This is a genomic window from Acinetobacter sp. 251-1 (assembly GCF_030329305.1).
In the GTDB taxonomy this organism is placed as follows: Bacteria; Pseudomonadota; Gammaproteobacteria; order Pseudomonadales; family Moraxellaceae; genus Acinetobacter; species Acinetobacter piscicola_A.
This window is the reverse complement of sequence record NZ_JACANS010000051.1, coordinates 1-1,508: the sequence shown is the minus strand read 5'-3', so window position 1 is coordinate 1,508 and position 1,508 is coordinate 1. Positions and strand designations below refer to the sequence as shown.

Annotated in this window: 2 protein-coding genes and 2 pseudogenes; 3 read left to right on the top strand and 1 reads right to left on the bottom strand. The window is 36.2% G+C overall.

The window, feature by feature from the left end:
- The 3 genes and pseudogenes from HX129_RS17650 to HX129_RS17640 all read left to right on the top strand — a co-directional run.
- Positions 1 to 150, top strand: a pseudogene (locus tag HX129_RS17650) (IS5/IS1182 family transposase); the annotation flags it as partial.
- A 223-nt stretch (positions 151 to 373) separates the two neighbouring features.
- Complete coding sequence (locus tag HX129_RS17645; protein ID WP_286436394.1) at positions 374 to 625, top strand: hypothetical protein; 252 nt, start codon at positions 374 to 376, stop codon at positions 623 to 625.
- Positions 626 to 744: 119 nt separating this feature from the next.
- Positions 745 to 849, top strand: a pseudogene (locus HX129_RS17640) (transposase); the annotation flags it as partial.
- Between the two features lie 157 nt (positions 850 to 1,006).
- Here the strand turns inward: HX129_RS17640 and HX129_RS17635 are convergent.
- On the bottom strand, positions 1,007 to 1,279 hold the full coding sequence (locus HX129_RS17635; RefSeq protein WP_225554357.1) for a hypothetical protein: 273 nt from the start codon (positions 1,277 to 1,279) through the stop codon (positions 1,007 to 1,009).
- Positions 1,280 to 1,508: the final 229 nt, after the last annotated feature.

Below are 1,508 nucleotides of genomic sequence, written 5' to 3'. Positions count from 1 at the left end.
GTGGAAACCAAGATGCATTGCATCAAATTATTAGGCGATAAATTAATGGCAAGAAGCTTTCCTAGTCAGGTGAATGAAATTCATGCACGTGTAGCAGTCCTCAACAGATTTACGGAATTAGGTCGACCACTTACCCAAGTTACGCCTTAAATTTGGCTCAATTAGGGGCGCTTTGCATTTCAAATCTTTGTGCAACAAAGCCCTTGGGAATAACAACAACAACATCGGGTGTAAATCCAAAATAGAAATATAATTTTGGACAATTAACTCTAATATTTTTCGGTCAATGTTTTATGTTGATAAAAAACAATAGCTTGAGCTTTTTTAATTTTTGAATTAAAGTTTTATTTAACGAATTATTACTCTGAAATTAATGACTATTATCAAGAACGTTACTGACTTTCCAGAAAATTTTTTTGGCTTTCACCCTGAGGACTTAAGTCCAGATGAAAAAAATAGACCTCTAGGAAAAATTTTCATAAAATTACAGAAGCTTAGAAATGATCTTGGCCTAAAATGTATTCTCATACCAGGATTCGCATTTAAATCAATTTCGATTATCAATATTGAACAAGATGAATTTCAAACTTTGCTTCAAAAGTTTGGTCCAGAAAAATTACAATAATTCTTCTTTTGGCGCACGCAGTTTTATCTTTTTTGCTCCCCATCATCTATTAAACCAGCAATAGCTTAGGGTAATCCTCCCATAAATAACCAAAGTTAAAAGCAGAGGTTAAGCAGCCAATCATAGATAATGCGACGTTCCATAAAGGTAAAAGACTGCAAGAATTACTTCAGAAAGCAGGTCATTACCTTGTATGGCTACCTAAATATAGCCCTGACTTAAATCCTGAGCTAGTCTCAAGCGCTGCTTGAGGCGAAGTGCAAGACGAAGTGAAAAAATGTGGGCTCAAGTAAAATCAGTTAGGAAAAGTTTAGGGTTAAAGATATTGATATCTTATTTCAAGATTACTGCGGTGATTTATTTGGAATTTAGCTATACATATCAGTTACTTTTAACCTCGTGAAAAACACCATGTTCATCCACCTGCATTTGAGGAATGGGTTTATTGATAAGTTCTGCGATCGCAATCAGGTTCGCTGACATTTGCTTGCCCAATAATTCTCTGGATTCAGTTACTTTTTCAGAAACATCCCTGGTCTGATGCAATTCGGGTAAAGGGATTTTTTCATCCTTCATTTCTCTAGCGGGTTCTTGTACTTTTTCTTGAGATTCTGCCGACATTTTCGCGTGAGGTTCAGAAGATTTTTTAGTCATGAGATTTAAGCCTCTCGAGTTGCTTGAAATAATGATTATCTCAATATTTTACAATAGTGAGGTAATGTCCTGCCCACAATAGTCAGCCCAGAATAGAAGGCACTGTTGCAAATAACCACGAATGGTAAGCTGAAGACTGTTTTAGCTAAAGGTGCAGCATATGAATCCTTTCCATGGTCGGCATTTTCAGGGCGAAATCATTCTTTGGGCTGTGCGCTGGTATTGTAAA